The organism is Streptosporangium canum (genome assembly GCF_900113865.1).
Classification (GTDB): domain Bacteria; phylum Actinomycetota; class Actinomycetes; order Streptosporangiales; family Streptosporangiaceae; genus Streptosporangium; species Streptosporangium canum.
Genome location: NZ_FOQY01000001.1, coordinates 343,611 through 366,445, shown reverse-complemented (window position 1 = coordinate 366,445; position 22,835 = coordinate 343,611). Strand labels below are relative to the sequence as shown.

The 22,835-nt window shown below is 71.0% G+C and carries 22 protein-coding genes; 16 read left to right on the top strand and 6 right to left on the bottom strand.

Annotation, left to right across the window (positions count from 1 at the left end; genetic code table 11):
* Positions 1-78: 78 nt before the first annotated feature.
* The 3 genes from BM085_RS01545 to BM085_RS01535 all read left to right on the top strand — a co-directional run bounded on the left by BM085_RS01545 (position 79) and on the right by BM085_RS01535 (position 4,888).
* Positions 79-1,644 carry a succinic semialdehyde dehydrogenase gene (locus tag BM085_RS01545; protein ID WP_093885243.1) on the top strand — a complete coding sequence of 522 codons (1,566 nt, stop codon included), beginning with the start codon at positions 79-81 and terminating at the stop codon, positions 1,642-1,644.
* 115 nt (positions 1,645-1,759) lie between these two features.
* A complete protein-coding gene (locus BM085_RS01540) occupies positions 1,760-3,442 on the top strand; it encodes an FAD-dependent oxidoreductase (RefSeq protein WP_093885369.1) in 1,683 nt (560 codons plus the stop codon).
* 54 nt (positions 3,443-3,496) lie between these two features.
* Positions 3,497-4,888 (top strand): pyridoxal phosphate-dependent decarboxylase family protein, encoded by a 1,392-nt coding sequence (locus tag BM085_RS01535; RefSeq protein WP_093885242.1) that lies wholly within the window; start codon positions 3,497-3,499, stop codon positions 4,886-4,888.
* Positions 4,889-4,902: 14 nt separating this feature from the next.
* Here BM085_RS01535 and BM085_RS01530 read toward each other — a convergent pair whose 3' ends face one another.
* Positions 4,903-5,646, bottom strand: coding sequence for an N-acetyltransferase (locus tag BM085_RS01530; protein ID WP_093885241.1), 744 nt, complete (start codon positions 5,644-5,646; stop codon positions 4,903-4,905).
* A gap of 169 nt (positions 5,647-5,815) precedes the next feature.
* Between BM085_RS01530 and BM085_RS01525 the strand changes: the two genes are divergently transcribed.
* From BM085_RS01525 to guaA, 4 genes are all read left to right on the top strand, one after another.
* Positions 5,816-7,336: a DUF885 family protein gene (locus BM085_RS01525; protein ID WP_093885240.1), complete on the top strand. Its 1,521-nt coding sequence runs from the start codon at positions 5,816-5,818 to the stop codon at positions 7,334-7,336.
* Positions 7,337-7,411: 75 nt separating this feature from the next.
* Positions 7,412-7,771, top strand: a complete 360-nt coding sequence (locus BM085_RS01520) for a hypothetical protein (RefSeq protein ID WP_177244913.1) — start codon at positions 7,412-7,414, stop codon at positions 7,769-7,771.
* 188 nt (positions 7,772-7,959) lie between these two features.
* Entirely contained in the window at positions 7,960-8,790 is an 831-nt protein-coding gene (locus tag BM085_RS01515; RefSeq protein ID WP_218158562.1) for a formate/nitrite transporter family protein, read from the top strand.
* Positions 8,791-9,041: 251 nt separating this feature from the next.
* A complete protein-coding gene (guaA, locus tag BM085_RS01510) occupies positions 9,042-10,613 on the top strand; it encodes a glutamine-hydrolyzing GMP synthase (protein WP_399506235.1) in 1,572 nt (523 codons plus the stop codon).
* A gap of 60 nt (positions 10,614-10,673) precedes the next feature.
* On the opposite strand, the gene BM085_RS01505 is transcribed toward guaA, so the two are convergent.
* Together BM085_RS01505 and BM085_RS01500 are read right to left on the bottom strand one after the other, a co-directional pair.
* Positions 10,674-11,081: a hypothetical protein gene (locus tag BM085_RS01505; RefSeq protein WP_093885237.1), complete on the bottom strand. Its 408-nt coding sequence runs from the start codon at positions 11,079-11,081 to the stop codon at positions 10,674-10,676.
* A 44-nt stretch (positions 11,082-11,125) separates the two neighbouring features.
* Entirely contained in the window at positions 11,126-11,494 is a 369-nt protein-coding gene (locus tag BM085_RS01500) for a nuclear transport factor 2 family protein (RefSeq protein WP_093885236.1), read from the bottom strand.
* A gap of 278 nt (positions 11,495-11,772) precedes the next feature.
* Here BM085_RS01500 and BM085_RS01495 point away from each other — a divergent pair, with 278 nt between their 5' ends.
* Positions 11,773-13,032: an acyltransferase family protein gene (locus tag BM085_RS01495; RefSeq protein WP_245789056.1), complete on the top strand. Its 1,260-nt coding sequence runs from the start codon at positions 11,773-11,775 to the stop codon at positions 13,030-13,032.
* Here BM085_RS01495 and BM085_RS01490 read toward each other — a convergent pair.
* Positions 12,939-13,811 carry a polysaccharide deacetylase family protein gene (locus tag BM085_RS01490; RefSeq protein ID WP_093885235.1) on the bottom strand — a complete coding sequence of 291 codons (873 nt, stop codon included), beginning with the start codon at positions 13,809-13,811 and terminating at the stop codon, positions 12,939-12,941. The two genes, BM085_RS01495 and BM085_RS01490, sit on opposite strands and share 94 nt — an antisense overlap.
* A 287-nt stretch (positions 13,812-14,098) precedes the next feature.
* On the opposite strand from BM085_RS01490, the gene BM085_RS01485 reads away from it, so the two are divergent.
* The 8 genes from BM085_RS01485 (at position 14,099) to pseH (ending at position 20,996) form a co-directional block, all read left to right on the top strand.
* Entirely contained in the window at positions 14,099-16,378 is a 2,280-nt protein-coding gene (locus BM085_RS01485; RefSeq protein WP_093885234.1) for a hypothetical protein, read from the top strand.
* A gap of 622 nt (positions 16,379-17,000) precedes the next feature.
* Positions 17,001-17,264: a hypothetical protein gene (locus BM085_RS01480; protein ID WP_143120760.1), complete on the top strand. Its 264-nt coding sequence runs from the start codon at positions 17,001-17,003 to the stop codon at positions 17,262-17,264.
* Positions 17,265-17,275: 11 nt separating this feature from the next.
* The gene (locus BM085_RS01475) at positions 17,276-18,154 is read left to right on the top strand and encodes a hypothetical protein (RefSeq protein ID WP_143120759.1); all 879 of its coding nucleotides are present in this window, start codon (positions 17,276-17,278) and stop codon (positions 18,152-18,154) included.
* The gene (locus BM085_RS01470) at positions 18,151-18,531 is read left to right on the top strand and encodes a YbaB/EbfC family nucleoid-associated protein (protein WP_093885231.1); all 381 of its coding nucleotides are present in this window, start codon (positions 18,151-18,153) and stop codon (positions 18,529-18,531) included. The genes BM085_RS01475 and BM085_RS01470 overlap by 4 nt, the downstream gene beginning before the upstream one ends.
* Before the next feature lie 2 nt (positions 18,532-18,533).
* Positions 18,534-18,923 (top strand): YbaB/EbfC family nucleoid-associated protein, encoded by a 390-nt coding sequence (locus BM085_RS01465; RefSeq protein WP_093885230.1) that lies wholly within the window; start codon positions 18,534-18,536, stop codon positions 18,921-18,923.
* 266 nt (positions 18,924-19,189) lie between these two features.
* Positions 19,190-19,456, top strand: a complete 267-nt coding sequence (locus tag BM085_RS01460; protein ID WP_093885366.1) for an acyl carrier protein — start codon at positions 19,190-19,192, stop codon at positions 19,454-19,456.
* Positions 19,453-20,502, top strand: a complete 1,050-nt coding sequence (locus BM085_RS01455; RefSeq protein WP_093885229.1) for an HAD-IIIC family phosphatase — start codon at positions 19,453-19,455, stop codon at positions 20,500-20,502. Before BM085_RS01460 ends, BM085_RS01455 begins: the two co-directional genes overlap by 4 nt.
* A 5-nt stretch (positions 20,503-20,507) precedes the next feature.
* On the top strand, positions 20,508-20,996 hold the full coding sequence (gene pseH / locus BM085_RS01450; RefSeq protein WP_093885228.1) for a UDP-4-amino-4,6-dideoxy-N-acetyl-beta-L-altrosamine N-acetyltransferase: 489 nt from the start codon (positions 20,508-20,510) through the stop codon (positions 20,994-20,996).
* Here pseH and BM085_RS01445 read toward each other — a convergent pair whose 3' ends face one another.
* Positions 20,997-22,058 carry a PseG/SpsG family protein gene (locus BM085_RS01445; protein WP_093885227.1) on the bottom strand — a complete coding sequence of 354 codons (1,062 nt, stop codon included), beginning with the start codon at positions 22,056-22,058 and terminating at the stop codon, positions 20,997-20,999.
* On the bottom strand, positions 22,055-22,789 hold the full coding sequence (locus BM085_RS01440; RefSeq protein WP_093885226.1) for a cytidylyltransferase domain-containing protein: 735 nt from the start codon (positions 22,787-22,789) through the stop codon (positions 22,055-22,057). Before BM085_RS01440 ends, BM085_RS01445 begins: the two co-directional genes overlap by 4 nt.
* Positions 22,790-22,835: the final 46 nt, after the last annotated feature.

The following is a 22,835-nucleotide window of genomic DNA, read 5'->3' as shown; positions in this document are numbered from 1 at the left end:
GACGGATCACCGTCGTGACCGGTTCAACCCGTTACCGACCGGTAGCCACGGGCGGTCACCCCAGAATATTCTTCGCGCATGGCTGTCACTCTCGGAGCTACCCGGACACTCGACCCGACCATGATCGAACGCATTGTCCGGCAGGTGACCTCCAGCGGGAAGACGCAGGCGATCACCGCGCCGTTCACCGGCGAGCCCCTCGCCGAACTGCCCCTCTCCACCGCCGAGGACGTCCGCGCCGCGCACGCCAGGGCCCGCGCGGCGCGCGAGGCGTGGGCCGAGCTGCCCGTGCGCGAGCGGATCAAGCCCTTCCTCCGCCTGCACGACGCCATCCTCGACCGGCGCGAGGAGATCCTCGACGTGGTCCAGTGGGAGACCGGTAAGGCCCGCAGGCACGCCTTCGAGGAGGTCCTCGACGTGGCGGGCTGCACGCTCTACTACGTACGGCGGGCGCCCGGCCTCCTGGAGCCCCGGCGCCGCGCGGGCATCTTCCCCGTCGCGACGAAGACGGTCGAGGTGCGCCGGCCCAAGGGCACCGTGGCGCTGATCTCCCCGTGGAACTACCCGCTCTCGCTCGGCGTCACCGACATCGTCCCGGCCCTGCTGGCGGGCAACGCCGTGGTCCACAAGCCCGACACCCAGACCGCGCTGTCCACGCTGTGGACGATCGACCTGCTGGTCTCCCTCGGAATGCCCCGCGAGATCTGGCAGGTCGTCCTCGGCGACCCCGCCGAGATCGGCGAGGCGCTGATCGACGACGCCGACTACGTGGCGTTCACCGGCTCGACCCGGGGCGGCCGGAAGATCGCCGAGGCGGCGGCCAGGCGGCTGATCGGCTGCTCGCTGGAGCTCGGCGGCAAGAACCCGATGGTCGTCCTCGACGACGCCGACCTGGACGTGGCCGCGCAGGGCGCGCTGCGCGCCTGCTTCACCAACGCCGGGCAGCTGTGCATCTCCATCGAGCGGCTCTACGTGCACGACGCCGTGTACGACGCGTTCGTGGAGAAGTTCGTCCGCCAGGCCCGCAACATGAAGCTCGGCGCGGGGCTCGACTGGAGCGTGCAGATGGGCTCGCTCACCTCGCGGCGCCAGCTCGACGCGGTCGGCGCCCACGTGGACGACGCCGTCGCGAAGGGGGCCGAGGTCCTCGCCGGCGGCAGGGCCCGCCCCGACGTCGGGCCGCTGTTCTACGAGCCCACGATCCTGGCCGGGGTGGACGAGAGCATGGACCTGTGCCGCGAGGAGACCTTCGGCCCGGTCGTCTCGGTCTACCGGTTCGCCGACGAGGACGAGGCGGTCGAGAGGGCCAACGACACCGTCTACGGCCTCAACGCCTCCGTCTGGACCCGCGACCTGTCCCGCGGCCGGGCGCTGGCCTCCCGGATCCAGGCCGGGACCGTCAACATCAACGAGGGGTACGGCTCGGCCTACGCCTCCTACGACGCCCCCATGGGGGGCATGAAGTCCTCCGGCCTGGGCCGCCGCCACGGGGCCGAGGGCCTGCTGAAGTACACCGAGGTGCAGACCATCTCCAGCCAGGCCTCCTGGATGGGCTTCGAGCCGATCCTCGGCATGACCTACGACAAGTACGCCGACACCCTGTCGGGCCTGCTCAAGACCATGAAGAAACTGCACCTGAAGTGAGGTCCGCGGCGGTCGCGCCCCACGGGTGACCGTCACGACGCCGCGGGAGCCGGCGAGCGGCGCGGGCGTGACGGCGCCCGCCGCGGTCCGGCCGCCGCCCGAAGGGAGTCCGCTGATGTTCGACTACGACGTGCTGGTGATCGGCTCGGGGTTCGGCGGGAGCGTCTCGGCGCTGCGGCTGACGGAGAAGGGCTACCGGGTCGCCGTGCTGGAGGCCGGGCGGCGCTTCGACGAGGGCACGCTGCCCAGAACATCCTGGCGGGCCCGTGACTTCCTGTGGGCGCCGGGACTCGGCCTCAGGGGCATCCAGCGCATCCACGTGCTGCGCGGTCAGAAGGGCACCGGCGTCATGGTCCTGGCGGGCGCGGGGGTCGGCGGCGGCTCGCTGGTCTACGCCAACACCCTCTACGAGCCCCTCGACCCGTTCTTCGAGGACGCCCAGTGGTCGGGAATCACCGACTGGAAGGCCGAGCTCGGCCCCTACTACGACCAGGCCCGGCGGATGCTGGGGGTGGTGGTCAACCCGACCGTCACCCGCGCCGACGAGGTGATGCGGAAGGTCGCCGACCGGATGGGCGTGGGCGACACCTTCCACCTGGCCCCGGCCGGAGTCTTCTTCGGCGAGCCGGGCGTCGAGGTCGACGACCCCTACTTCGGCGGCGCCGGGCCGCGCCGCAGGGGCTGCACCGAGTGCGGCGAGTGCATGACCGGCTGCCGGCACGGCGCCAAGAACATGCTCGTCAAGAACTACCTCTACCTGGCCGAGAAGGCCGGGGCCAAGGTCCATCCGGAGACCACGGTCACCTCGGTCCGCCCGGTGGGCGGCGGCTACCGGGTCGAGGTGAGCAAGACGGGGGCGCCCTGGCGCCGCCGTACCCTCACCGCGGAGCAGGTGATCTTCGCGGCCGGCACGTACGGCACGCAGCGCCTGCTGCACCGCCTCAAGGCCACCGGCGCCCTGCCCCGGCTCTCCGACCGGCTCGGCACCCTGACCAGGACGAACTCCGAAGCGCTGCTCGGCTTCGAGCGGTTGTCCGTCAAGGGAGAGAAGCTCAACCACGGCGTGGCGATCACCTCCTCCATCCATCCGGACGCCCACACCCACATCGAGCCCGTCCGCTACGGCGACGGCTCCAACGCGATGGGCATGCTCCGCTCCCTCCTGATCGACGGCGGCGGCGCGCCCCGCTGGCTCAAGTTCCTCGGCGAGGCCGTGCGCAGGCCCCATCTCGTGCCGAGGCTGTTCAACCACCGCCGGTGGTCGGAGCGCGCGATCATCGCCCTCGTCATGCAGGCCAAGGACAACTCGATCACCCTGTCGGCCCGGAGGGGGCTGTTCGGCTGGGGGCTCCGTTCCAGGCGGGGGCACGGCGACCCCAACCCCACCTGGCTCCCGGCCGGCCACGAGTTCGTCCGGCACGCCGCCGAGGAGGTCGGCGGCATGGCCGGCGGCTCCTGGCTCGACCTGTTCGACATCCCCGCCACCGCGCACTTCCTGGGCGGCTGCGCCATCGGCGCCGGCCGCGACACCGGGGTAATCGACGCCTACCACCGCGTCCACGGACACGAGGGCCTGCACATCGTCGACGGCTCCGCGGTCTCCGCCAACCCCGGAGTCAACCCCTCCCTCACCATCACCGCCCAGGCCGAGCGCGCCATGTCGCTCTGGCCCAACAGGGGAGAGGCCGACCCCCGGCCCGCCCCGGGCTCCCCCTACGTCCGGCTGCCGCCCGTCGCCCCCAGGAATCCGGCCGTCCCCGCCGCCGCCCTCCGCCTGCCCATCGTCGACATCACGTAGCGCGGGGTGTCGGTGTAACTGGCGATATGTCGTGGATTCGACCAGTATCCCGGTGTGATCTGGAATGTTGAAGAGTTCGCCCGCGCCGCCGCGGTGACCGCCGACGGGCTGGCCGCCTACGTGGACGAGAGCCAGCGGGGACTGCCGCCCGTCATCCGCGGCCGGCCGCCGCGGGAGGTGGCCGAACGGCTCGGGCTCGTGCGGTGGATCCGCGAGGGCGGGATGACGCCGGACAGCTACGCGGAGTTCCTGGCGGCCTACCTGGACGAGGGGACCCGGCTGCACCACCCCGCCTACCTCGGCCACCAGATCGCCGCCCCCGACTTCCCCGCCGCGCTCGCCGACTTCGTCCACGGCGCGACCAACAACCCGATGGCGGTCTACGAGATGGGCGCCTCGGCCGCCACGGTCGAGTTCGAGGTCCTGCGCTGGATGCTGGGCAAGGTGGGGTTCGGGGAGAGCGGCGGAGGGGTGCTCACCCACGGGGGTTCGCTGGCCAACCTCACCGCGCTGCTGGCCGCGCGCGCGGCGGCCGCGCCGGAGGCGTGGACCGACGGGGTCCCCGCCGACCTCGCCCTGCTCGCCCCCGCCTCGGCGCACTACTCGCTCACCCGCGCCGCCGCGATCCTGGGGCTGGGGGAGCGGGCCGTCATGCCGCTGGACGTGGACGGGCTGGGCAGGATCGACGTCACGCGCCTGCCCGAGGCCCTGGACCGGGTACGGCGGGCGGGACGGCGGCCGATGGCCCTGGTGGCCAGTGCCTGCTCGACGGGGACCGGGCTCTACGACGACCTGCGCGGCATCGGGGACTTCTGCGCCGCCAACGGCGTCTGGTTCCACGTGGACGGCGCGCACGGGGCGTCGGCGCTGCTCGCCGAGGAGCACCGGCACCTGCTCGACGGGATCGAGCTCGCCGACTCCCTGATCTGGGACGCGCACAAGATGCTGCGTACCTCCAGCCTGGCGGCGGCGGTCCTGACCAGGAGGGAGGGCGATCTGGACGCGGCCTTCCGGCAGCAGGCGAGCTACCTGTTCTACGGCGACCAGGGCTTCGACCTGATCGGCAGGACCGTGGAGTGCAGCAAGGCCGAGCTGGGCCTGAAGGTCTTCCTCAACCTGGCCTGGCGGGGCGAGCGGGGACTGGGTGACCACGTCGCGCGGCAGTACGCCACGGCGCACCGATTCTGGGAGCTGGCCCGGGAGCGGCCCGGCTTCGAGTGCCCCTACGAGCCGGAGAGCAACATCGTCTGCTTCCGGTACGGCGGCGCCGACCAGGCGGAGATCCGCGAGCGGCTGATGGCGGACGGCGCCTTCCAGCTCACCTCGGCCGAGATCGGCGGCATCCGCCACCTGCGGGTCACCGTGATGGCCCCCGCCACGGACGACAAGACGCTGGAGGCGCTGCTCGACCGGATCGGCGAGCAGGAGCTCGGCCCCGGCGGATGACGGGGGCGGGCCCGTCAGGTCAGCCGGTGGCGGACCCAGACGTTGGGCTCGACGTAGACGGCGTGGTCCTGGTCGACGTCGCAGTGGACCGGGACCAGGGCTCCGGGCACCTCGACCGGGCCGCTCTCGTCGAAGGCGCAGCCGGACCACTTCCGCCACTCGGCGAGCGTGCCGGCCACCGTCATCGAGCGGGGCGCCACCTTCGCGATCGTGCCGCCCGCGCGCACGTGGACCCGTAGCCACGGATCGGCCGGCAGGCCGTCGGACCGGGTCAGCGCGGCGTACTCGGCCATCGGGGTGCGCGGCTCCAGGTGCTTGGCGTTGGGCCGTACCGGGGCGAGCAGCTCACCGAACCCCAGGCGGGCGGCGTTGTCCCGGATGGCCCCCAGCATGAGGGGCGACAGCCCGGAGCCGATGTGGTCGGGCCGGATGGTGATCTCCAGCGCGGAGACCGCGGTGGGTTTCTCACCGGTCCGCCGGGTGTGCCACGACGACAGGACCGCCGCGTCCCAGCCGTCGTCGGGCAGGTCCTCGTGCTTCCAGGCGAAGGGGACGCTGAGGCCCTTGGCGACCAGGCGGCCCGGGGCGGCGTCGTCGTCGGCGACCAGGACGAACTCCGGATAGACCGTCGTGCAGACTTCGAAGTAGAGGGCCGCCATCGGGTCGTGGAACATGAACTCGGGCCACGAGCTGTCCATGGCCCACAGCTGTCCGGTGAGTTCCGGACGTTCGGCGAGAGTGGTGATGCGGACGGACACCCGGTCATCGTTCCACCGATGCCGGACTGGTACGACCCGTTTTCAGTGGATGCCGGAGCCGGGGGGGCGTCCCCGCGGTGACGGGACTCGGCGGCGGCCGGAGGGAGCCGTTCCGCCGGGACGCGTCCGGTCCGATCACCCGGGCGTGTCCTGATATAGCGTCGCGGTCATGACCGAACTCGACAGCCGCCTCCGCGCGGTGTGTGACCTGGCCGTCGCCGATGTCCGGGAGATGGCCGGACGGCACGAGTACGACGGCCGGATCCAGGACCTCTCACCCGAGGGCGTACGCGCGGGACTGGCCGCACTCGGCGGGGGGACGCCGCCCGCCGACCCCTACGACGCGGCGCACCTGCAGATCTTCGAGGAGGCCACCCGGGTCCGGTTCGGCGAGCTGGAGCTGCACCGCGGCAGCCCGCTCGAACACGCGAACAACCTCGACCTCGCCACCTACGACCGTGACTACGCCCCCGAGGCCGAGCGGGCCGCCGCCAAGCACGCCCATCTCGCCCGGTGGCCGGAGGCCGTGGAGAACGCGATCGCCTCGCTCGACCGTCTCAGCGCCCCCGTCGCGAGCGCGCTGCTCGGAGCCGTGCGCGGCTTGGCGGCCGGGGTTCCGGCGGACGCGGAGGAGTCCGTGCGCGAGGCGGCGCTCAAGGCCCACGCCCGCCTGGTGGAGCACGTCGAGGAGGCCGCGCGCACCGGCGACCCGGAGGCGGCCCTCGGCGCCGGAGGGCTGACCCGGCTGATGAGCGCGGGCGACGGCCTCGCGGTGGATCTGGGCCGGCTCGCCGAGCGGGCCGACGCCGAACGCGACCGGCTCATGGCCCGGCTGACCGAGGCCTGCGCCAGGCTGGGCTCGGCCGGCCGGTCACCGCTGGAGGTCTCGCGCGAGCTGGTCAGGCAGCACCCCGGCGTCGACGGCGTGATCGACGCCGCCAGGACCGGCACCGAGCGGGCGATCGCCTTCACCCGCGAGAAGGACCTGGTGCCCTACCACGACGGCGAGTGCCTGGTCGGTCTCGCACCGGAGTCGCGCCGGTGGGCCATGGCGATGATGAGCTGGTCGGCGCCCGGCGAGCCCGACGGCCCGTCCTGGTATCACATCACCCCGCCCGATCCCTCCTGGCCGGAGCGCGACATCGAGGAGTGGCTGGAGGTCTTCAGCGAGACCACCCTGCCCGCGATCAACGTGCACGAGGTCGCCCCCGGGCACTTCTCCCACGGCCGCGCCCTCCGCCACGCCCCCTCCGACGTGCGGCGGACGCTGATGTCCATGGCGTTCGCCGAGGGGTGGGCGCACTACGCCGAGGAGCTCTGCGTCGAGGAGGGCTTCGCGCCCGACGACCCGCGCTTCGAGATCGGCGTGTGGCTGGAGGCGCTGATCCGGGTGACCCGCCTGGCCTGCGCCATCGGCGTGCACACCGGGACGATGACCGTCGAGGAGGGCGCCCGGCGCTTCGAGGCCGACACCCACATCGCCGGCCCCGCGGCCCTGTCGGAGGCGGCGCGGGCCACCTTCGACCCGACCTACGGCCGCTACACCTGGGGCAAGCTGGAGATCCTCGACCTGCGCGAGCGGGCCAGGGCCGAGTGGGGCGCCGGATTCACCCTCAAGCGCTTCCACACGGCCATGCTCGACCTCGGCTCCCCGCCCCTGGGCCTGCTCGGCCACGCGCTCCGGGCCTAGAAGATCACTGAAGATGTTGGGGGTTGGTTTCGCCGCAAATGATGGCGGGGCCAGACTGGTTGTTATGCAGGGTCAATGGACTGGAGAGCTGGTCGGGCCGGATGTGTGGGCCACCTGCCGGGAGTCGCGCTGCGGCCCGGCACCGGCGCCGACCACCACGAGGCCGCCGTCGCCGCCGATCTGCCGGCCGGCGAGAACGGACCGGTCACCGTGCTGGGGGATGCCGCCTACGGCACCGGCCAGGCCCGCCGGGCGCTGACCGACGCCGGGCACACCACAGCGCTGGGCCGCCTGCAACCCAACGGCGCCCGCATCGCCCAGTTCAAGAAACCCTGCACGCCCTGCCCGCTGCGCTCCCGCTGCACCACCTCGGCACCATCAAGAACAACGCCTGGCTCCACACCCGCGCCGCCGCCCTCAACCTGCGCGCCCTGATCAACCTCGGCCTCACCCACCCGAACGACACCTGGGCACTGGCCCCTGCCCCCGTATAGGAACAGGGCGGCTACGCCCTCGACCGGGAGGCAACACAACAAGATCTTCAGTGGGTTTCTAGATGCCACATTGCGCGCTTGTCCTCATGCGCGAGGAGTAGCGGCTGCCGCAAGGGGCATGACGTCTCGGTGAGTGAGTCCTCGGAGTCCGGTTACCGTCATGGTGACGGGCTGACGCAGCCCCCGGTGGAGCCGGAGCCCGATCTTGAGGATGCCTTCGACCGTCTGGTCAGTGAGGGTTCGGGGCGGTTGGCGCGGCCGTGGTCGACGTTGGTGGTGACCGGCCTGCTCGGTGGGATCGATGTCGGCACTGGGGTGTTGGCGTACCTGCTGGTCAAGGAGGAGACCGGGTCGGCGATTCTGGCCGGACTGGCGTTCAGTATCGGTTTCGTCGCGCTGTTGCTGGCCCGTAGCGAGTTGTTCACTGAAAACTTCCTGGTACCGGTGGCCGCGGTCGCGGCCCGGCATGGATCTGTGGGCGGACTGGCCAGGTTGTGGGCGGTGTCGCTGGTGGCCAACCTGATCGGCGGGTGGGGAATCGCCTGGTTGATCATGCAGGCCTTTCCCCGGCTGCATCCGACCGCTGTGGAGGCCGGCACCCACTTCGCGGATCTGGGGATGAACCTGCATTCGTTCTCTCTCGCGGTGCTGGCCGGCATGGTGATCACGTTGATGACCCGGATGCAGCACGCCACCGACAATCTCGGGGTCCGGTTGGTGCCCGCCGTGTTGTTCGGTGCTCTGCTGGCCGGCGGTCAGCTGTTCCACAGCGTGCTGGACTCGATCCTGATGTTCACTGCCCTGATCACCGGCCAGGCTCCGTTCGGCTACCTGGACTGGTTGGCGGCGTTGGGCTGGGCCGTCATGGGCAACCTCGTCGGCGGTGTCGGGCTGGTGACCTTCCTACGGCTGGCGCGGGTGCCGCACCGCCTCGCCGAGGAACGCGGCCACCACAGCTGACAGCGTGACACGGCCCGTCCTGGTCCCCGCAGAGGCTGGCGCCGCGAAGCCGTCGTCCTGCGGCGTATGACGCAGCCGGCGACAACGATGACCCGTTCGGCCATGTGGCCCTCGGTGATGAGGACGCCTCATCGCTCATCGGGAACCTATGGCCGAGGCCTCCCGGGACGGGGACGGACCGGGCGTTCCACCCACGTTTCGCACCTACGAGTAACGATGCTGACAGGCGCCGATAGACTGGATGCACCGCTGTGTTTCCTTTGGGGGTCTTGGTGTCTGAGTTCGACACGGTCCTGGTCGTCGACTTCGGTGCGCAGTACGCGCAGCTGATCGCGCGACGGGTGCGTGAATGCCACGTCTACTCCGAGATCGTCCCGTCGACGATGCCGGTGGAGGAGATGCTGGCCAAGAAGCCCAAGGCCATCATCCTGTCCGGCGGCCCCTCGTCGGTCTACGCCGAAGGCGCCCCCGCCGCGCCCGCCGGCCTGTTCGAGACCGGGGTGCCGACCTTCGGGATCTGCTACGGCTTCCAGGTCATGGCCCAGGCCCTCGGCGGTCAGGTGGCCAGGACCGGCATCGCGGAGTACGGCGGCACCCAGCTGGAGGTGACCCAGGAGGGCGTCCTGTTCTCGGGGCTGCCCGCCAAGCAGTCGGTCTGGATGTCCCACGGCGACAGCGTCGCCGCCGCCCCCGAGGACTTCCTCGTCACCGCCGCGACCTCCGAGACGCCGGTCGCCGCCTTCGAGCACCCCGGCAAGGGCCTGTACGGCGTGCAGTTCCACCCCGAGGTCCTCCACTCCGAGCACGGCCAGACCGTGCTGAAGCACTTCCTCGACGCGGCGGGCTGCCGTCCCTCCTGGACGATGCTCAACATCGTCGAGGACGCCGTCGAGGCGGTCCGCGCCCAGATCGGCCCGGAGGGCCGCGCCATCTGCGCGCTCTCCGGCGGAGTGGACTCCGCGGTCGCCGCCGCCATGGTGCAGCGCGCCATCGGTGACCGTCTGACCTGCGTGTTCGTCGACCACGGGCTGCTGCGCAAGGGCGAGGCCGAGCAGGTCGAGCGTGACTTCGTGGCCGTCACCGGCGTCCGGCTCCGCGTGGTGGACGCCCAGGAGCGCTTCCTCAAGGCGCTCGACGGGGTCACCGACCCGGAGGAGAAGCGTAAGATCATCGGCCGCGAGTTCATCCGGGTCTTCGAGGACGAGCAGCGCGCCATCATCGCCGACGGCCCGGTCGACTTCCTCGTCCAGGGCACGCTCTACCCCGACGTGGTCGAGTCCGGCGGCGGCACCGGCACCGCCAACATCAAGTCGCACCACAACGTCGGCGGCCTCCCCGACGACCTGCGGTTCTCCCTGGTCGAGCCGTTGCGCGCGCTGTTCAAGGACGAGGTCCGCCGCGCCGGCGAGGAGCTCGGCCTGCCGGCCGCGATGGTCTGGCGCCAGCCGTTCCCCGGTCCCGGCCTGGGCATCCGGATCGTCGGCGCGGTCACCCGCGACCGCCTGGAGATCCTCCGCGAGGCCGACGCCATCGCCCGTGAGGAGCTCTCCCGCGCCGGTCTCGACCGGGACATCTGGCAGTGCCCGGTCGTCCTGCTCGCCGACGTCCGCTCGGTGGGCGTCCAGGGCGACGGCCGCACCTACGGCCACCCGATCGTCCTGCGCCCGGTCTCCAGCGAGGACGCCATGACCGCCGACTGGTCCCGCGTCCCCTACGACGTGCTCGCCCGCATCTCCACCCGGATCACCAACGAGGTCCGCGAGGTCAACCGCGTGGTGCTCGACGTGACCAGCAAGCCCCCGGGCACCATCGAGTGGGAGTAGGCAGGACCGACGGCGCGGCCCCCGGAGATCGATCTCCGGGGGCCGCGCCGTTCTCCGTCCTCACCCGGCCTTGCGGAGGCCGAGCCACTGCAGGGCGGCGAAGCCGCCGACGACGGCCGCCTGCATGACGACCCAGACGGCGCCGAGGGTGGTGGCCTCCAGGCCGCCGGCCACCAGTTCGGCGACGCTGGCCACGGTCCACAGGGCGTTGAGGGTGACGGCCGCCAGGACGGCGGTCCGGTTGACCACGGCCGGCCGTGCGATCAGCCAGACCGCGACGCCGTACACGGTGAGGAACGCGCCGATGCCGTACTGGAGGGCGACCGGCAGCCCGAGCAGGTCGTTGATCGGAGCGGCCAGGGCGAGGTAGGCGAGGCCGTTGACGGTGGTGACGACGGCGTCCAGGCGCAGGGCCAGGCGCACGAGCCGGTAGGGGTCGGTGGTGGGGACGGCGGCGACGGCGGTCATCTCGAAGAGCCTTTCCGGATGGGCGGACGGGGTGGGGCCGGCGCTCAGAGGCCGGCGGGGACCTGGTCGAGGAAGCCGTGAACGGTCCGGATGCGGCCGTCCTCGGTCAGGACCGCGACGTCGAAGCCGACCACGATGGCCTCGCCGCCTTCGGGGCCGAGGTTCCAGGTGAAGCGGGCCAGGTCGTGGTGGGCGTCGACGTCGCCGCCCGGGGTGAACACCAGACCGGGGAACTGCTGCTGGACGGCGGCGATGGTGGCGTCGATCGCGTCGCGGCCCGCGGCGTCGACCAGGGGGTCGACATAGCGGGCGTCCTCGGCCCAGATGGCGTCGATCTCCGCGCGGCGCTCGGCGGCGTCGGTGATGTTCCAGGTGGCCAGGTAGCGCTCGACCAGCTTGGCGGTGTCGTTCATGTCGCTCGTCTCCTTGTTTCCTGCGGTTGTTCCTGCAGGTCATAAAGTTACGGAGATCGGCGGGCCGGGGAATCCGTCATCCACCGGTACTTCCGGGACCCGTTATAGGTCGGCTGGGGTGCTCCGTTCCTTACCCGCCGGTCGTTTCGGCGGGGGACGGCCCCGTGCGTGACCGCCGGAGTTGTGGTCTGTCCATTGCGCGGTGGGAAGAGGGTCCGTATCGGGATAGATAGCCGTTAGGCCGGTTTCACTATTTCTGTCCAGGTAAGTTGGGGCGGGTGCCCCCGACAGTCATCGATGCCAGATCTTCCACGGCCACTCCCGCCGGCCGGCTGGCCTGGCTGGACGCCCTGCGCGGACTCGGTGCCGTCGCGGTGCTGCTGGAACATCTGCTGCCCTGGTTCATGCCCGCCCTCCGGCCGTACTGGTTCAACCTCGGCATGTACGGCGTCCTGGTCTTCTTCCTGGTCAGCGGCTACATCATCCCGGTCTCGCTGGAGGGGCGCGGCGACGTCCGCGCCTTCTGGATCAGCCGGATCTTCCGGCTCTACCCGATCTATCTGCTGGTCGCGGCCTCCGTCCTGCTCATGGCCTTCTGGACACCGGTCCGCGAGCAGGTCCCCCGTGACCTGTCGGCCGTGTCCGCGCACGTCACGATGTTGCTGGACGTGGTCCACCTGGGCGGGCTGGCCGACACCATGTGGACGCTCTCCTACGAGATGGTCTTCTACCTGCTGGTCACCGCGTTGTTCGTCCGCGGCCTGCACCACCGGAGCGGGACCTTCGCGGTGGGGTTCGGCGCGGTGGCGGTCGTCGCCGGGCTGGTGCTGTCCGCGCCGCTGCTCAAGGGCCCCTGGCCCGCCTACGTGTCCGGCGTGCTCTTTCTCGTCGGCATGGTGTGCCTGATCAGCGGCCGGTTCCGGACCGCGGCCGCCTACGTCCTCGGCGGGATGTCCGTGGTGTTGCTGATCTTCGGCAGCTTCGTGCCGTGGCTCGGGGCGGCGATCCTCGCGGTGATGTTCATCGGGACCGCCGTCCGCCGGTGGGAGCAGGGCACGGGCGGGCTCTGGCCGGTGGCCGTGGCGACCGTTCTGGTGGCCTTGGCCCCGGTGTGGTCGGGCCAGGCGGGGTGGTGGTGGGTGCAGCCGGGCGTGTGGTTCACCACGATGGCGCTCGCGGGGGCGACGTTCGCGGGCGCGATGGCCCTGCGCCGCCGGCGCCTGCCCGGTTTCCTCGTCCGGCTCGGCCTGATCAGCTACTCGCTCTACCTGCTGCACCACCCGCTGCTGAGGCTGGCGAACTCCCTCCTGGGAGACGTCCGGTCCATGCAGCCGGTGGTGCAGGTGTCGCTGTCAGCGGGCTTCGTCGCGGTGGTGGTCGGCCTGAGCTGGCTGACCTACCGATACGTCGAGCTGCCGATGCAGCGGCTGGGCAGGCGGGTGGCTCACTGGCCGTCGGAGGGCGACTCGGCGCTCTCGGCGCCCTCGGCGGGCGTGTCACCCGACAAGTCCTCGTCCTTCTCACTGCCGACGGGGTAGATGTCGGCGGCCTTGAGGTCCTTCGCGCCGCGCAGGGAGGAGACCGCGACGACGTGGTAGCCCTGCTTCTGCAGCGCGGTCAGCAGCTTGGGCATCACCTTGACGGTCTGCTCGACCCAGTCGTGCATGAGAATGACGCCGTCACGCTTGGCGTTCTTGAGCACCTCGTCGTAGATGGCCTTCTCGTTCTTGGTCGCCCAGTCACGTGAGCCGCCGTTCCACAGCACGATCGGCATGCCCATCTCCGCCGCGATCGCCTTGACCCGGTCGTCCATCTCGCCGTACGGCGGGCGGATCATGGTCGGCGACTTGCCGGTGACCTGCTTGACGATGTCCTGGGTCTTGGTCAGTTCCTCGCGGATCTTGTCCTCGGAGACCTCCCGCAGGTGCGGGTGGGTGTAGCTGTGGTTGCCGAGGTCGTGGCCCTCGGCGGCCATCCGCTTGGCGAAGGCCGGGCGGGACTTCACGTACTGGCCTTCAAGGAAGAACGTGCCCTTGGCCTTGTACTTCTTGAAGGTGTCGAGCAGTTTGTCGGCGTACTTGCCGGGGCCGTCGTCGAAGGTCAGCGCGATGCACTTGACCTTCACGCAGTCCACCGGCGCGACCTTGGCGGCGGACTTGGCCTTGTCCGTCGTCGTGGCCGTGGTGGTTTTGGCCGTGCTGGTGGGCTTGGCCGTGCTGGTGGGTTTGGGCTGGTCCGCGCTCCAGGCGGTGGTCGGCGCGGCCACCAGGGCCAGCGCGCAGGGGACGGCCAGCAGCATTCGAGCAGGAGACTTCATGAGGGGAGCTCCGGGTGTGACGAGAGATGCGGGCGGGACAGAAAAAAGCATCCTATCCGGACACATCGCCCGAATGTGGGGCGATCGCTCGTCTGTCAGCCGACGTTCAGGCTTCTGCCAGCCAGCACTCAGGGAGAGCCGTCCCGCGTGCACCGTTAAAAGCTCGGCAAGAGCACGGTGTGCGGGAGGCGAATCGCGGGGGTCCGGCCCATCCCCGGAAAGATCATCGTATCCGGGGCGCGCACCACCTGAGTCCGCGGGGTCGTGCATGAGGGACGGGTGAATCCATGGATACGGCGACACTGGCCGCGGGGGCGGAGCACGGTGAGGCGGCACCGGGACCGCGGCCACGGTCACGGCTGCTCGCCGTGGTCCCGGGTACGGCCGCCGCGGCGGTGACCGTCGGCACGTTGCTGGCCTACGGCACCCCGCCGGCGACGATCGGGCTCTTCGCGGCCTACGTGGCGTTCGGCCTCACCCTCCCGGGGACCCTGCTCTGGCGTGCTCTCGCCCGGCTGCCGTCCCCGCCGGCCGTCGACCTCGCCGCGGGCACCGCGCTGGGATACGCGCTGGAGATCCTGCTCTACCTGGTGGTCCGCGCCGTGGGCCATCCCGGACTGATCCTGCTCGGCCCGCCGGCCGTGATCGCGGTCTTCCTCGTTCACCCCCGCCTGCGCCGCCACTGGCGGACCGCGACCGAGCCGCGGATCCCGGTCCGGGCCGCCGCCGCCATGGCCGCGGTGTTCTGCTTCCTCGTCGTCTCCAGCGGCCTCACCTTCTTCGGCGGCCACGGCCTGCGATGGCCGGAGAACGGGAACCCGTACGTCGACATGCCCTTCCACCTGGGGCTCGTCGGCGAGCTGCGCAACCATCTGCCGCCGACCACCCCCCACGTGCTGGGCGAGCCGCTGTCCTACCACTGGTTCGTCCACGCCGACATGGCCGCCACGAGCTGGGCGACCGGGATCGAGGCCCAGACGCTCCTGTACCGCCTCGCGGTCCTTCCGATGATCGCGATCTCCGTCGTGCTCATCCCGGCCGTGGCCTTCATGATCACCGGGACGTGGCGGGCCGGCGTCCTGGGGCTGCTCATCACCTGCTTCGCCGGCCCGCTGGACCCCTACACCTGGACGGGGACGGTTTTCCCGGGAGGCCCGCCGACCGTCTCCCTGGCGTGGCTGAGCCCCACCCAGACGTTCGGAGCCGCGCTCTTCGCGGCTTTCACCCTGCCGGTGGTCGCCCTGCTGGGACGGCGGGCCCCGGGAAAATCGATCTTCGTGCCGGTGGTCGTGCTGCTCGCCGCGCTGGCGGGGGCGAAGGCCACCTATCTCCCGTTGCTGGCCGCCGGTCTCTGCCTGCTCGCCGCGGTGGAGTGGACGCGGTCGAGGCGGCTGGACCGCACTCTGGTGGCGCTCGGCCTCCTCACCCTCGTGACGCTGGCGTTCGCGCATCTCGTCCTCTTCGGCGGGGCCTCGCAGGGGCTGCGGGTCTCGCCGTTCTCCACGGCCGTCAGGTTCGTCATGCGGTCCGTCCCCGGCAGCGGCGCCGGCGATCTCGGGTTCGCGCCCGTGGTGCTCTCCCTGGTCTTCCTTCTGGGGTGGGCCGCCCTCTGGGCGGGGGCCTTCGGGCGCCGGGCCGCTCCCGGCTCCGGGCCGGACCGGGCGCTGACGCTGTTCCTGGGGATCGGGCTGGGCGGCGTCGCCGCGGTGATCGTGCTCGGACACCCGGGCATGAGCCAGATGTACTTCCTCACCGCGGCCAGGCCGTACCTGTCGATCGCCGCCGCGGCCGGCATCCTGGCAGCCCTGGCGGCCGTCCCCCGGCGGTCGCGCGTCCGGGTGGTGTGCGTCTGCGGTGCGGTCGGTGTCGCGGTGGCACTGCTGGTCGCCGCGGTGCGGCCGGAGTCCCCGCCCGGTCTCGCGGCGCTCGGCGGTCCGGCTCTCATCACCGTCTTCGTGCTGCCCGTGATCGTGCCGTGCGCGGTCGTGGGCGCCGCGCTCTGCCTGCTCTGGCGGCTTCGGTGGCGGCGGGCGGGCGTACTCCTGCTGCTCGCGGGGCTCTCGGCGCCCTCGGCGGTCCAGTCCGTGGTCGCCGGCCTGACCTACCGGGTCCCGGTTCAGACGATGGAGATTCCGGCGGAAGGGGTGGCGGTCGCGCGCTGGCTGCGGGACCACTCGGACGCGGACGACGTCGTCGCGACCAACGCCCACTGCCGGTTCACCGTCTCCGGTTCCTGTGACAACCGGCATTTCTGGATATCTGGCTATACCGAGAGGCGGGTCCTGATCGAGGGCTGGGGATACACGGCGCGGACGCTGGCGTCGGTGACCGACGTCGACCGGGAATCCATGGCCGCGGTCCCGTTCTGGGACGCGGAGCTGCTGGCGGCCAACGACGTCGTCTTCACCGCCCCCACCGCGCGGGCGGTCGACCTGCTGGCGCGACGCTACGGCGTGCGCTGGCTGATGGTCGACAGCAGGCGCCCCCCGGTCGCGCCGGACCTCGGGGAGTTCGCCCGGCTCCGCTACGCGGAGGGCCCGTTCGCCGTCTACTCGATCGCCTCCTGAGCGCCGCGCCGTCCGCGTGGCGTCCCGCGATCGGTCACGGGGACATGTCGGTGGTTCACGGGCTGTGTGTCGCATATATGGCGAATGTGCTTTCGTGGACGCCAATGAGCTCCATCCCCTACATTGAGTCTTGATCTTTGCCGATCGCACCGGTGGAGAGAAGGCACTCGTCCCCGGTGCCTCCCGGACGCCACATCCTCCGCCGGCCGGCCGCCTGCACCGAGGGCTGTCGTTCAACCCGCCGAGCGCATGGAAGGTGTATCGAGTGTCCGACGGCGTCTCTCCAAGCCCGACATATCCGGACTCATCTGCGAGTCCTTCGCCGAGTGGCTCCGGGACGCCCGGTCCGTCGCCGAGTGGCTCCGGGACGCCCGGTCCGTCACCGAGCCCGTCGACTGGCAGCCCGAGCCCTTCTCCATCGGGTCAACCCTCGTGCCCGCACGACCCCCCGTGCCTGATCCGCCCGTGCCTGCCGAAAGACAGACTGGACCGCAAGGGGCGCAGCCCCATTTGGCCTGAGCCGAAAGACCACGTTCCCACCCCGGCCCAGCCCGCCGAGTCTGCACCGGATGACAAGGACGGCTACGAGGCGTGGACCGACAAGATCGTCGTATTCGCCAACGTGATGCTTGAGGCCGAGGCGAACGTCGGCAAGCTCAAGGCCAAGGCCCCCATGGTCGACCATTGGAACCCGCTGTTCGGCATCCCCGACAGAGCTGCGCCTTTTGTCAACAAGCTCAACGGTTACATCGGGGAATGGGTCGCAGCCGCGGGAACCCTGCAGCGAGTGCTCGGGGAAGACGCGCCAAACCTCATCCGCGTGGCAAGGACGTACCGCGACGCCAACGAGGACGCTGGAAACGCCGCCGATCAGATCAACCGGTGAAGGAGGTCTAGATGCCGCCACCCTCGGGCAATCAGCCCAACAACGAAGTACTACGTAATCGCGCAGCGCGGCTTGAAGCTGCGAGCGCCGCCAGGGCTGAGAGGGCCAGGGTCGGCGAGCTCATTGAGCGGGACAGGATTGGCTGGCAAGCTCAGCAGCGGATGGCTCTCCGGGAAGCCGAGTGGGCCAAGGCCACCCAGATCAAGGCGGATCCGAAGTTCTTCGAGAGATTGATGACCACGGTCAATGCCAGCAAGCGGCCGTTCCTTACGGGGTGCGCCGGGGCCGGTCTCCTCGCGGTAGGCGGCGCGCTGGCACTTTACGCCATCAGGCACATGGCCGATCCCGGGAAGTTCTTCGACGATCGGAATAGGTGGAACGAAATGCTGGGCGATCTCAAGCTCAGCGCCTGGGACGTGTGGATCACTTACTTCAGTGAGGTCTCGCCGTACTGGAAGGGGCACGCGTCCGAAACGGTCCAGCGGTATCTCCGATTCGAGTTGATCGGCATGTTCGACGAGCTCGGCCGTATCGCCACCGAGGTGAGCGGCATCCTGTCCAGCCTGGCCTGGGATGTCATGGACTACGACATGAAGCTCGGCGAGCTGCTGGTCGGGTCCGTCGGCTTCTTCACGTTGCTCCTGCCGTTCAGGGCGACCATGGCCGGCCGGATGGCCCTGGGGGCGGCCAGCCTCGTGGTCATCAAGCTGCTCTGGAGCCTGATAGGGGAGTTCGTCGCCAAGATCAAAGTACTCGACGGCAAACTGGAAACCCTCGGCCATAAGATCTTCGAACTCCGGGGGCTCTTCAACTTGGGTGAAAAATTGCACCTGAAGCCGATGGGCTACGACCCCAACTTCTGGGTGCCCGTCACCAAGGAAAGCCAGTGACGCACATCGGCGCGGGCGACGAGGAGGACCTCCTGCGGTTGTCCCGCGAGGTCGAGCGCGCGGCCGACACGTTCGCAGACGGGATGCGAGAGCTCGACGAGCGCAAGGTGACAGGTGCCGACAGCAGTGGCCGGGTGGTGGCCACGGTGACGGGCTCGGCGCGGCTCCTGCGCGTGCGCATCGACCCCCGGGCGATGCGTGATCTCGACCATGTGGCGCTGAGCCAGGCCGTGCTGGACGCGGTCGGCGCGGCGCGCCAGGCCGCGGCGGAAGGGCTGGACGAGGTCCTGGACAGGCTGAACGGTGGCCGGCCGCGGCCCGACCCGGACGACGATTCGTTCGCGCCCTACCTCGACGCGTTTCTGCGGGAGGGCTAGGCATGGATGAGACGGACAGACTGCGGATGTTCACAGAGCGGCTGGAGCGGCTGGAGCGACGGTCGGCGGCTCTGGCCGAGACCGGGGCGACGGCGGAGCAGTGGGCCACGCGGGAGTTCACCGGCGAGGTCGACAGGGGTGGGATCACGGCGACCGTGGACGCCTCGGGGAACCTGCTGGCCCTCGACATCAGCCAGTTGAGCAAGCGGCGGCATGACGGCGTGACGCTCGGCGACGCGGTGCTTGAGGCGATCCACAAGGCCGAGCAGGCCGCGAGCGAGGCGAGGGCCACGCTGACGGGCGACCTGGGCGCCGCCTCGGGCGTCGACCTGGGAGACCTGTTCGGCGACGCCAAACACTTCTTCGAGGCTGGTGGCGGCCCGCACCGTTAGGACGTCGTCCCATCGCCTCCGGTGGGTGGCGTTCTGGCGGCGGCCGCCTGCTGACCGATAGGCCACCGGCTGGACGGGGCCACGGCGGGCAGGGCTCCGTCCCGGGCTTCACGCTCCGCGAGCCGAGCACGTCCGACAGGTCGGTGGCCGCAGGCCCGACGGGCACATGGGCGGGCAGCCTCTCACGCATCGTGCCGTTACACTACGCTGTCGCGACGATACTGTGAGCTACTCCGCTGCCTGCCGTGACCGAAAGGGCGAAATCGGTGCAAGATCATATCGACACGCAGATCAGGGCGTTCATCGAGCCGCGCTTCCCCGGCCGGAGCTGGACCGACGACGACGACATCTTCGCCCTGGGGTTCGTCGACTCGATGTTCGCGATGGAGGTCGTGATGTTCGTCGAGCGGACCTTCGAGGTGACGGTGCCCAACGACGAGCTCCACATGGACAACTTCCGCAGCGTCCGCTCCATGGCCGCGCTGGTCCGGCGGATCTCCGCCGGCCCGAGGACGGGGGCGGTGCCCGCATGACCGCGGGCGTCGAGGGGCGGGGGACCGGCCCGATCAAGTGCGTCGTCTGGGACCTGGACAACACCCTGTGGGACGGCGTCCTCCTGGAGGACGGGGAGGTCACGCTCCGGCCCGGGGTCGCGGAGGTCGTCAGGGTGCTCGACGAGCGGGGAATCCTGCAGTCGATCGCCAGCAGGAACCACGGCCCGGCCGCCATCGAGCAGCTGGAGCGGTTCGGCCTGCGCGACTACTTCCTCGCCCCGCAGATCGGCTGGAACTCCAAGTCCGAGTCCGTGGCGGCCATCGCGAAGTCCCTGAACATCGGGATCGACACGCTGGCCCTCATCGACGACCAGCCCTTCGAGCGGGAGGAGGTCGCCTTCAGCCATCCCCAGGTGCTCTGCCTGGACGCCGACGAGGTGGTGAGGATTCCGGAGATGCCGGTCTTCACGCCGAGGTTCGTCACCGAGGACTCCCGCAACCGGCGCTCCATGTATATGGGGTCCGAGCTCAGGGACGCCGCCGAGCGCGAGTTCGGCGGGACGAGCGACGACTTCCTGGCCACCCTCGACATGACCTTCTCGATCTCCGCGGCGGCGGAGGCCGACCTCCGGCGGGCCGAGGAGCTCAGCGTCCGGACCAACCAGCTCAACTCCACCGGCGTCACCTACTCCTACGAGGAGCTGAGCGCGTTCGCGCGGTCCTCCGGCCACCTGCTGCTGGTGGCCGGCCTTGAGGACAGGTTCGGCTCCTACGGGAAGATCGGCCTCGCTCTCGTCGAGCGCGGAGCCGAGATCTGGACCCTCAAGCTCCTGCTGATGTCCTGCCGGGTGATGTCCCGGGGCGTCGGGACGGTCCTGCTGAACCACGTCATGCGCCTGGCACGGGACGCCGGAGTACGGCTCCAGGCGGAGTTCCTGCCCAACGACCGCAACCGGGTGATGTTCGTGACCTACCGCTTCGCGGGTTTCCAGGAGGTGGGGGCCCGGGGCGAGCTCCGGATCCTGGAGTCCGACCTCGGCCGCATCCAGGACCCTCCCGCGTACCTCACGGTACGGACCGGCTGACCGCCGTGCTCAGGGAAGCGGTCGAGCGCGAGTGCGAGATGATCCGGCGGTGGCGCAACCACCCGCGTGTGCGGGGGGTCAGCTTCACCGGCCACGAGATCGGCGAGGTCGAACACCGCAGGTGGTGGCGGACGACGATGGCGGACGGCACGCGCCGGATCCTCGTCTACGAGCACGGCGGCGTGCCGAGCGGAGTGGTGAACATCTCCGACCACGACGCCGGCGCGCGGCGGGCCGGATGGGGCTTCTACCTCGACGTCGACGGGCTCGGCGAGCGGGGCGAGCTGCTGGCCGCCTGGATGCGGATCGAGGCCGAGGCCATCGAGTACGCCTTCGCCGAGCTGGGGATCGGCACGCTGCGCGGCGAGGTGCTGGCCCGTAACGAGGCGGTCAGGACCCTGCACCGCCGCCACGGGTTCACCGAGGTGGGCACCTACACGCGCGAGGTGGGCGGTGTCCGGGAGCCCGTCGTCGTCATGGAGCTGACGAGGTGATCACAGGGAGATCAGGGAGAGCAGGGCGTCGGCGACCCTCGACCTGCCTTCGCCGTCGACCAGCGCGGGCCCCCGCGCGCCGAGCTCCGCACGGGCCCGCGCGGAGGTGAGCAGGTCCCGCAGGCACGCGCGGGCGGGGCCGGCCGTACCGGCCACGGCGTCGAGGTGCCCGAGCCCGGCGGCCAGCCCGCGCGAGACCACCTCCTCGTAACCCGGCCGCTGGTTGGCCGCCACCCAGACGAGCGCGGCGGCCTTCCCCAGGTAGAGGAGCTCCCACATGCTGCTCCCCGCCGCCGTGACGACGAGGTCCGCCGCCGCGATCAGCCGGGGAAGGTCGTCGGTGGGGGGGATCCGTCGGACCGTCTGGCCGCCGGCCGGCCGGAGATGGTCCAGCGCCCGCTCGCGCGGGGTGACGGCCGTCGCCAGGAACGGCACGCCCGTCGCGATGAGCTCTCCCACCACGACGGGAGCCGCCCCGGCCGCGTCGGTGCCGCCGAAGAAGCACAGCACCCGAGGTGGCCGCCCGGACTCCACCGGCCCCCCGCCCGGCGGCAGCACGCCGTCCGGCCGTCCGGGCTCCATCGGCCCCCGCCGGCGCAGGCGCCGTACGTCGTCGCGGAGAAGGGCGTAGCGCACCCCGGCGAGCCGGACCGATCCGGCGGGCGCGCGGCCGGGCCCGCGCTCGGCGCCGAGGTTCTGGTCCAGGTAGATGTCGGCGTCCTGGCCGCGGTCGTCGTCGTCGACGACGGCCAGCACCCGCACCCCGGCCCGGCGGAGCGCTCCCGAGCAGCGGGGGTCGAGATCGTAGGAGTCGACGACCACGGCGTCGAGCGCGAGGCGGCGGGCGGCCCGGACCATGGCCGCCGCGTCGCCCGGTCCGGGGAGCAGTCTCAGGCCGCGCCGGGCCAGCTGCTCCGCGGCCCACTCCAGCCCGCCCATGTCGCCGAGGACGACGACCTCCAGCCGCCGCTCCCGCAGCTCCTCGGCCAGGGCCAGGCAGCGCATCAGGTGGCCGACGCCGCGGCCGACGCCCGCGTCGCAGCGGATGCCGACGCGCCTCACGCCAGCTCCAGGGCCTTCTGCCGCACGGCGGAGTTGAGCGCCACGACCTCGGGCCGCTCCCTCAGCCAGCCGACCAGGGTCCGCAGCGGCACCGGGCCGTCCCCGAAGTGGTCGACGACGGCCCTGATCAGCTCCCAGTCCTCCACGGTGTCGAGCGTGACGCGCAGATCGGCGTCGCCCGGCGGGAACGTGAGCCCGATGATCCGGAAGCGCTCCGCGTGCGTGTAGACGTACGACGTCACGTGGGTGCGGTGGTGGCCGGTGGCCGTACCGTCGAGGCTCCGGAGCGCCCCCGCGGAGACGATCTCGACGTCCAGCCCCCTGGGCAGGGTCCTGGGCTGCGGGCTGGTGCTCAGGTAGTCGAGCCCGGGGGCGGCCCGCCACATGCCCGCCGCCATCGCGATGATCTCCGGGTCGAGCAGGGGGCAGTCGGCGGTGAGGCGCATGACCGCGTCGCACTCCAGCCGGTCGAGGACGCCCAGGAAGCGGGTCAGCACGTCGTCCACCGGGCCGCGGTGCCAGGCGACGCCGAGCCGCTCGCACTCCGCGACGACGGCGTCGTCGGCGGGCTCGGTGGTGGTGGCCACCACGAGATCGTCGAGGACGCCGCGCGGGACGGCGTGCACGACCCGTTCGAGGACGGTGCGCCCGCCCAGCGTCCGCAGGACCTTTCCCGGCAGGCGGGTGGAGCCCATGCGGGCCTGAATGACTCCGGCGATGTGAACGGCCAAAACATTTCCTAACTCGGTTGAGTGATGATGACCCTGCGTTATGCTA

Bases quoted from the DNA above. Each gene is read 5' to 3' on its own strand.
- BM085_RS01525 (WP_093885240.1), top strand. From the start codon at position 5,816: ATGACCGAACTCGACAGCCGCCTCCGCGCGGTGTGTGACCTGGCCGTC.
- BM085_RS01500 (WP_093885236.1), bottom strand. From the start codon at position 11,494: ATGAACGACACCGCCAAGCTGGTCGAGCGCTACCTGGCCACCTGGAAC.
- BM085_RS01465 (WP_093885230.1), top strand. From the start codon at position 18,534: ATGGATGAGACGGACAGACTGCGGATGTTCACAGAGCGGCTGGAGCGG.
- BM085_RS01545 (WP_093885243.1), top strand. From the start codon at position 79: ATGGCTGTCACTCTCGGAGCTACCCGGACACTCGACCCGACCATGATC.
- BM085_RS01485 (WP_093885234.1), top strand. From the start codon at position 14,099: ATGGATACGGCGACACTGGCCGCGGGGGCGGAGCACGGTGAGGCGGCA.
- BM085_RS01520 (WP_177244913.1), top strand. From the start codon at position 7,412: ATGGACTGGAGAGCTGGTCGGGCCGGATGTGTGGGCCACCTGCCGGGA.
- BM085_RS01540 (WP_093885369.1), top strand. From the start codon at position 1,760: ATGTTCGACTACGACGTGCTGGTGATCGGCTCGGGGTTCGGCGGGAGC.
- BM085_RS01455 (WP_093885229.1), top strand. From the start codon at position 19,453: ATGACCGCGGGCGTCGAGGGGCGGGGGACCGGCCCGATCAAGTGCGTC.
- BM085_RS01475 (WP_143120759.1), top strand. From the start codon at position 17,276: ATGCCGCCACCCTCGGGCAATCAGCCCAACAACGAAGTACTACGTAAT.
- BM085_RS01490 (WP_093885235.1), bottom strand. From the start codon at position 13,811: ATGAAGTCTCCTGCTCGAATGCTGCTGGCCGTCCCCTGCGCGCTGGCC.
- BM085_RS01505 (WP_093885237.1), bottom strand. From the start codon at position 11,081: ATGACCGCCGTCGCCGCCGTCCCCACCACCGACCCCTACCGGCTCGTG.